Raw genomic sequence first — 7164 nt, 5'->3', positions numbered from 1 at the left:
CCCCCGACGCACCCGCCGACGCGGCACCACCCGAACTGGCACCGACATCGGGTTCCGGGGAGTTATGCACATCTTGTGGATCGCCGCTCACGCGTTGCCCCCTCCGTCCGGTAGGTAACACCCCTGTGCGCCGTCCGCCCTCGCCGAAGGCCGGACTCCCACCCTCTTCTACGCCGCTCCACTGGCAGTCGGTTCCAACACCGCCCCTGGCAAGGACGGTCGCCTCCCCGGCGCTTCCCTTTGGCGGGCATGGCCGGCTCAGCTCTGCGGGGGAGGCCGATCAGTTCCGGACGACCTTGCCGTCGGAGACGGTATAGGACCCCCCTGTCAATTCGGTCGGTACGTCGGCGGGGACGGCCGCGGTGATGAGCACCTGCTCGGCCGGGGAGACCATCCCGGCCAGCCGCCCGCGCCGCCCCGTGTCCAGTTCGGCGAAGACGTCGTCGAGAATCAGGACCGGGTCGTCGCCGTCCGCTCGCAGCAGGTCGAACGCGCCGAGCCGCAGTCCCAGCGCGAACGACCATGATTCGCCGTGGCTGGCGTAGCCCCGCGCCGGCAGCTCCCCCAGGCGCAGGACGAGTTCGTCCCGGTGCGGGCCGATGAGGCTGACCCCGCGTTCCAACTCCTGCTTGCGCGACTCTCCCACCGCCGCCAGCAGTTGCTCGGCGAGTTGTCCACGGTCTGTGGACAACTCGACGTCCCCGAGCGAGCTCTTGTAATAAAGGTCGGCCGCGTCGCTGCTCGGCGCCAGCTCCGCGTACGCACGGACGACCAGCGGACGAAGCGCCTCGACGAGACCCAGCCGGGCCGCCAGGAGCTCGGCCCCGGTACGCGCCAGATGCGAATCCCACACGTCCAGAGTCGCGAGCACCTCCGCGCCAGGGGACCGCCGATGCGCCGCAGCGGACTTCAGCAGCGCATTGCGCTGCTTGAGGACGCGGTCGTAGTCGGATCGCACACCCGCGAAACGCGGAGCCCGCGCGGTCAGCAGCTCGTCCATGAACCGGCGGCGCTCCCCCGGGTCGCCCTTCACCAGCGAGAGGTCCTCGGGGGCGAACAGCACCGTCCGCAGCATTCCGAGGATCTCGCGCGGCCGGGGGACCGGTGACCGGTTGAGCCTCGCCCGGTTCGCCTTCCCCGGGTTGATCTCAAGCTCGATCAGCGCCTTGCGGTCGTCCTTCACCACCCCGGCGCGCACGATCGCACGCGGCGCGCCGTGCCGGACGAGCGGCGCGTCCGTCGCCGCCCGGTGACTGCCGTGCGAGGCGACGTACGCGATGGCCTCGACCAGGTTCGTCTTCCCCTGCCCGTTCGGCCCCACGAACGTGGTGACCCCGGGCTCTAGCGCGACTTCGGCGGTCGGATACGAGCGGAAGTCCTGCAGGGAGAGGTGGGCGACGTGCACGAGACACGAGCGTAGAGCCTTCCACAGCCACATAGGCCACCCCCGCGTCCGTCCACATCCGATGCCGTTCCGCCTGCCGGCGACCGACCGCTCCCAACGATCGCGCGAGCCGCCCCAGCCCGGAAGGGCCAACGGAAATTGTGGATAACTCCCTCGGCCCAAAGTGTGGGAAGCGCGCGCGGCCAGAGATGACCGAGGTGGTCAGGGACCGGCTCCCGGCGGGCGGTGCAGCGGTGGGTCAGACCGGGGGTGGGGTTACGTCGGCGCCGGGGGAGTCGCCGGCGGCGGCGGTTTCGGTGGCGTGGCCGCCGAACTGGTTGCGGAGGGCCGCGACGACCCGCATAGCGGGGGAGTCCTCCTGGCGGGACGCGAACCGGGCGAACAGGGAGGCGCTGATGGCGGGCAGCGGGACGGCGTGCTCGACGGCGGCCTGCACCGTCCAGCGGCCCTCGCCGGAGTCGTTGGCGTAGCCGCGCAGGTCGTCCAGTTCGGGGTCCTCGGCGAGCGCCCGGTTCAGGAGGTCGAGCAGCCACGACCGGATGACCGTGCCCTCCTGCCAGCTCAGGAACGTCTCGGGTACGCGGGTCACGATGCCGCTGGCCTCGATCAGCTCGTAGCCCTCGCCGAACGCCTGCATCATCGCGTACTCGATGCCGTTGTGGACCATCTTCACGAAGTGCCCGGCGCCGGTCGTCCCGGCGTGGACGAAGCCGTACTCCCCCGCGGGCTTGAGCGTCTCGAAGATCGGCATCAGCCGCTTCACCGTGTCGTCGTCGCCGCCGACCATGAGCGCGTAGCCGTTCTCCAGGCCCCACACGCCGCCGCTGACACCGCAGTCCACGAAGCCGATCCCTTTGGCGGCCAGCGCATCACCGTGCTTCTGGTCGTCCACATAGTGGGTGTTGCCACCGTCGATGACCACGTCGCCGGGCTGAAGAGTTTCCCCCAGGCTGTGGATAGTGTCCGCGGTGGGCTGCCCTGCCGGCACCATCACCCACACGGCACGCGGCGGGGACAGCCGTTCGGCCAGCTCCTGGATCGAGCCCACGTCGCTGACGTCGGGATCGCGGTCATAGCCCACGACCGTGTGGCCGCCCCTGCGCAGCCGCTCGGCCATGTTGCCGCCCATCTTGCCCAGGCCGATGATGCCAAGCTCCATGAAAAGCCCACTCTCTTCCTGTGCGTAACTCCACGCGCGTCCCACCCCGCGCCTGCCGGACCGTACGGCTTGCGGCCGCGCGGCCGGATACCGCGCGGCGGTTCACCGCACCTGCCTGATCCTCACGCGTGCGCGGGCGCGGAGGCGACCCTGTGGACGTCGTCCCCAGGGGCACCCAGAGCTGTGCATGCCCGAAGGTCATCCCTTCTCACCGCGAGCGCGCCACCGCGCAGGGCGAGAAGGGTCATATGCGGCTTACCTCGAAGACAGCCCGTCCCTACCCGGACAGCCGGACGGGCATGATCAGGTAGCGGTAGTTCGGGTTCTCGCCGTCCTGCGGCGGCTTGCCGGTCAGGACGGCCGGCTTCGTCGGGGTCGTGAAGGACAGCCTCGCAACGTCCGAGCCGATCGCTGAGAGCCCGTCGAGCAGGAACTGGGGGTTGAAGGCGATGTCGATGTCCTCGCCCTCCAGGGACGCCTCCAGGGCCTCCACGGCCTGAGCCTCGTCCCCGGTCCCCGCCTCTAGAACGACCTCGCCCTGGCTGAACGATAGCCGCACCGGGGTGTTGCGCTCCGCGACCAGCGAGACGCGCTTGACCGCCTCGATGAACGGCGCGGTCTGGATCTCGGCCAGGCCCGCGTACTCGCTCGGCAGCAGCGACCGGTACTTGACGAAGTCGCCGTCCAGGAGGCGGGACGTGGTCCGGCGGCCGCCGCCCTCGAAACCGATCATGCCTTCGCCGGTGCCTCCCGCACCGCCGAGCGCGATCGACACCTCCGCGCCCGCCGTCAGCGACTTGGCGGTGTCGGCGAGGGTCCGGGCGGGGACGAGCGCGACGGCGGAGAAGTCGGGGCGCTCCGGCTTCCAGTGCATCTCGCGCACGGCGAGCCGGTAGCGGTCGGTGGACGCCAGCGTGACGGTCTCGCCCTCGATCTCCACACGGACACCGGTCAGCATGGGGATCGTGTCGTCCTTGCCCGCGGCGATGGCGACCTGGGACACGGCGGCGGCGAACTCGTCACTGCCCACGGACCCGGCGGCCGGCGGCATCTCCGGCAGGGTCGGGTAGTCCTCCACAGGCATGGTGAGGAGTGTGAACTTCGCGCTGCCGCAGCGCAGCATCACCTTCGCGCCGTCGGTCGTCACCTCCACAGGGTGTGGAGGAAGGCTGCGGGAGATCTCTGCGAGGAGACGTCCGGACACGAGCGCCGTTCCCGCCTCCTCCACGTCGATGTCCGTGGACACCTGCGCGGAGACCTCGTAGTCGAACGCGGACAGCTTCAGCCGGTCGCTGTTGTCCTCACCCCCGGCGACGATGTGCATGCCGGCGAGGACAGGCACCGGGGGACGGACGGGAAGCGTACGCGCGGTCCACGCGACGGCGTCGGCAAGGGCGTCTCTGTCGATGCGGAACTTCAAGGGGACCCGCCTCCTGCAGGTGTCGGACAACGGTGAGGTGATCCTGCCTCGGCCCGGGCGCTCGGGACAGGTTCTCCCCAGGCCCTGATTTGAGATGGATCTTTTCTTGGATAGAGAAGTAGTGCAGTACCAGTCATAGGGGCGGTGGATAGTGTGGACAGAGCCTGTTTTCGCAGGTCAGGATGCGTTTCTCTGTCCACCGGCCCTGTGCATGGGGAGTGGACGGCGCGGCGGCGCCTGGGGACGGCGAAGTTTTCCCCACACGTCGTCCTCAAGTCATCCCCCGGTTTTCCACGAGTTCTCCACGGGTATGCCTGTGGTTTCGATGGCCTGTGTACACCGGACGTGTGATCAGCCGGGTCCTCCCCAGGTCCGTCCCCAGCTCGTCCACCGGATGTCCACGGGATGTCCACCGGTTGTCCCCAGGTGACCGGGTGCTCGTGCACAGCCGGTCCACATCCGTCCACTGCTCATCCTCAGGTTCTCCAGGGGTTGCCCACCGGGTTATCCACGAAAATCCCCAGAGTTTTCCACAACTTGTGAGTAGTGCCTTCGACTCTCGGGGGATGCGCGCCTTTTGCCGGTTTCGGTGGGCGAGCGGGTTGTGGACGAGGCATTCGGGGCCCGTCCACAGGCGTCGTGCAGGTCTGTCCACAGTGTGCAAAAGGAGCCGGTCAGCGCTTGCGGGCCTGGTGCTTGATCCGCCCCGTCAGCTCGGTGACCTGGTTGTATATGGCGCGCCGCTCCGCCATCAGCGACCGGATCTTGCGTTCGGCGTGCATGACCGTCGTGTGGTCGCGGCCGCCGAACTGCTGCCCGATCTTGGGGAGGGACAGCTCCGTCAGCTCCCGGCACAGGTACATCGCGATCTGCCGCGCGGTGACCAGCATCCGCGAGCGCGACGGCCCGCACAGGTCCTCGATCGTCGTCCCGAAGTACTCGACCGTCTGCGCCATGATCATCGCCGCGGTGATCTCGGGACCGGAGTCGTTGGGGATGAGGTCCTTGAGGACGATCTCGGCGAGCTTCATGTCCACCGACTGCCGGTTCAGGCTCGCGAACGCAGTGACGCGGATCAGCGCGCCCTCCAGCTCGCGGATGTTCGTCGCGATCTGCGAGGCGATGAACTCCAGCACGTCCGGCGGCGCGGCCAGGCCCTCCTGGCGCGCCTTCTTCTGCAGGATCGCGATGCGCGTCTCCAGCTCCGGCGGCTGGACGTCGGTCGTCAGCCCCCACTCGAACCGGTTGCGCAGCCTGTCTTCCAGCGTCACGAGCTCCTTGGGCGGGCGGTCGCTGGAGATCACGATCTGCTTGCTGGCGTTGTGCAGCGTGTTGAACGTGTGGAAGAACTCCTCCTGCGTCTGCTCCTTGCCCTCAAGGAACTGGATGTCGTCCACAAGGAGGATGTCGACGTCGCGGTACCGGCGGCGGAACCCGTCGGCCTTTCCGTCGCGGATCGAGTTGATGAAGTCGTTCGTGAATTCCTCGGAACTCACGTAGCGGACGCGTGCCCCGTTGAAGAGGCTCTGCGCGTAGTGCCCGATCGCGTGGAGGAGGTGCGTCTTGCCGAGGCCGGAGTCGCCGTAGACGAACAGCGGGTTGTACGCCTTGGCAGGCTGCTCTGCGACCGCCACTGCGGCGGCGTGCGCGAACCTGTTGGACGACCCGATGACGAACGTCTCGAACGTGTACTTGGGGTTCAGGCGTGCGTGCTCGGACGCGACGGGACCCGAACCGGACGAGCCGCCCCCGCCCCCTGGCGCCGGCCCAGGCCCAGGCCCGCGGGACTCGGAGCCCTCCTCGTCCCGAAAGGACCCCTCACTCCTGTAGGGCTCCTCACCGCGGTACTGCTGCTCACCACCGCCGAACGACGGGTCGCCCCCCGGGAAGGTGTCTTCGGCGTGTCCGCGCTGTGGGTCGCTTCCACTGTGCCGGGGTTCGTGCTCCGGCTCCCCGCCCCGGCCGTTCCCCGGACGCAGCGGACCCAGCGTGCGGTCGTTCAGATGCGAGCGCGGTGGACGCCCGGAGGGCTCCCCACCGAACTCCTCTTGGTTTCCGAAACCCGGGTAGCCCTGTGGGCCGCGCCCGTCATAGGGGGCCGAACCTCGTCCCCCGGGCCCCGCGCCATACGCGGGAGGACGGGACACAGGCGGATAAGAACCACGGTCGTCATCCTCAGCCTGTGGATAACCTCCGGGCGCTCCCTGCCCCGGGCCGGCACCCGGCTGAGGCCGGTACGCCTGCTCACCGAACGACCGCTCCGGAAACGGCCGCTCGGACCGCTCCGGCCGGTCGCCACGCGGCGGATCACCGCGCGTGGGGTCGGTGTAGGACGTGTCGCCGTACTGCTGCTCGCCGTAACCGGACTCTGTGTAGGAGCGGTCCCGGTCACGGTCGTCCTGCGGACGATCCCCGTAGGGGTCTGAGTAAGAAGGTGTGGCGTCGTGCACACCGGCGCCGGGCCCGGCCCCAGGAATGGGAGCCGAAAGCGGCTCTCCCGTCCCGGGCCTTGGGCCCGCCCCAGGGCCTGCGCCAGGCGCGGTACCAGGGGCTACGGGCGGTTCCGGCTGGACGGTGACCGCGACACGGATCTCCCTGCCCAACTCGCGTGACAGGGCCTGCGTGATGAGGTTGCGGAGCCGGGTCTCCAGCGCGTCCTTGGCGAACTCGTTCGGCGCGGCGAGAAGGGCCGTGCCCTCCACGAGCGCCAGCGGTCGGACCATCGGCAGCCATGCGCGGTAACTGGGAGACAGATCACTCTCGGCCAGGGCGGTGAGGGTGCGGGCCCAGACTGATCCGAGATCCTGACCGTCCATGCGCAAGGTCCCCTCCCCCTCCGTTCGTCGCAGTACCTGACTGCCCGTCCGTCCCGCGGGCCGCGAACGGCCTCACAGGGCACGGCCGCGACGCGGAAGCCCTACTCTCTCACGAGTTGTCCACAGAGTTGTCCACAAGCTGTGCATAGGCATAGGGCACCCTGTGTAAAACCCGTACGGCGGGTTCTGTGCGCGGGGTCGGGAGGAGTCCGGGCCTTGGCGGACCGGGATGAGAGCGGTTCTGAACGGGGGCTGTTCGGGGGGCGGTAGATACCGACACCAGATCGTCGAGTCGTCGAAGAAGCGTCGGCTCGCCCGGACGACCCTAACCGCTGCGCGCCACCCCCCGCAACATGTCCTGCCG

At 69.1% G+C, this 7164-nt stretch carries 4 protein-coding genes; all 4 read right to left on the bottom strand.

What is annotated here, in order from left to right; translation table 11 throughout:
• Window positions 1-280 precede the first annotated feature (280 nt).
• The 4 genes from recF to dnaA all read right to left on the bottom strand — a co-directional run bounded on the left by recF (window position 281) and on the right by dnaA (window position 6800).
• On the bottom strand, window positions 281-1405 hold the full coding sequence (gene recF, locus E1200_RS29200) for a DNA replication/repair protein RecF (RefSeq protein ID WP_131955300.1): 1125 nt from the start codon (window positions 1403-1405) through the stop codon (window positions 281-283).
• Window positions 1406-1643: 238 nt separating this feature from the next.
• Window positions 1644-2564, bottom strand: a complete 921-nt coding sequence (gene gnd, locus E1200_RS29195) for a phosphogluconate dehydrogenase (NAD(+)-dependent, decarboxylating) (RefSeq protein WP_131955299.1) — start codon at window positions 2562-2564, stop codon at window positions 1644-1646.
• A 277-nt stretch (window positions 2565-2841) separates the two neighbouring features.
• Window positions 2842-3984, bottom strand: coding sequence for a DNA polymerase III subunit beta (dnaN, locus tag E1200_RS29190; RefSeq protein ID WP_131955298.1), 1143 nt, complete (start codon window positions 3982-3984; stop codon window positions 2842-2844).
• A gap of 674 nt (window positions 3985-4658) precedes the next feature.
• The gene (gene dnaA / locus E1200_RS29185; RefSeq protein ID WP_131955297.1) at window positions 4659-6800 is read right to left on the bottom strand and encodes a chromosomal replication initiator protein DnaA; all 2142 of its coding nucleotides are present in this window, start codon (window positions 6798-6800) and stop codon (window positions 4659-4661) included.
• Between the last annotated feature and the right edge of the window lie 364 nt (window positions 6801-7164).

It is taken from the genome of Actinomadura sp. GC306 (genome assembly GCF_004348665.1).
Lineage (GTDB): Bacteria > Actinomycetota > Actinomycetes > Streptosporangiales > Streptosporangiaceae > Spirillospora.
The sequence above is the reverse complement of the archived record's forward strand: the minus strand, read 5'-3'. Positions and strand labels throughout refer to the sequence as shown.

Bases quoted from the DNA above. Each gene is read 5' to 3' on its own strand.
- gnd (WP_131955299.1), bottom strand. From the start codon at position 2,564: ATGGAGCTTGGCATCATCGGCCTGGGCAAGATGGGCGGCAACATGGCC.
- dnaA (WP_131955297.1), bottom strand. From the start codon at position 6,800: ATGGACGGTCAGGATCTCGGATCAGTCTGGGCCCGCACCCTCACCGCC.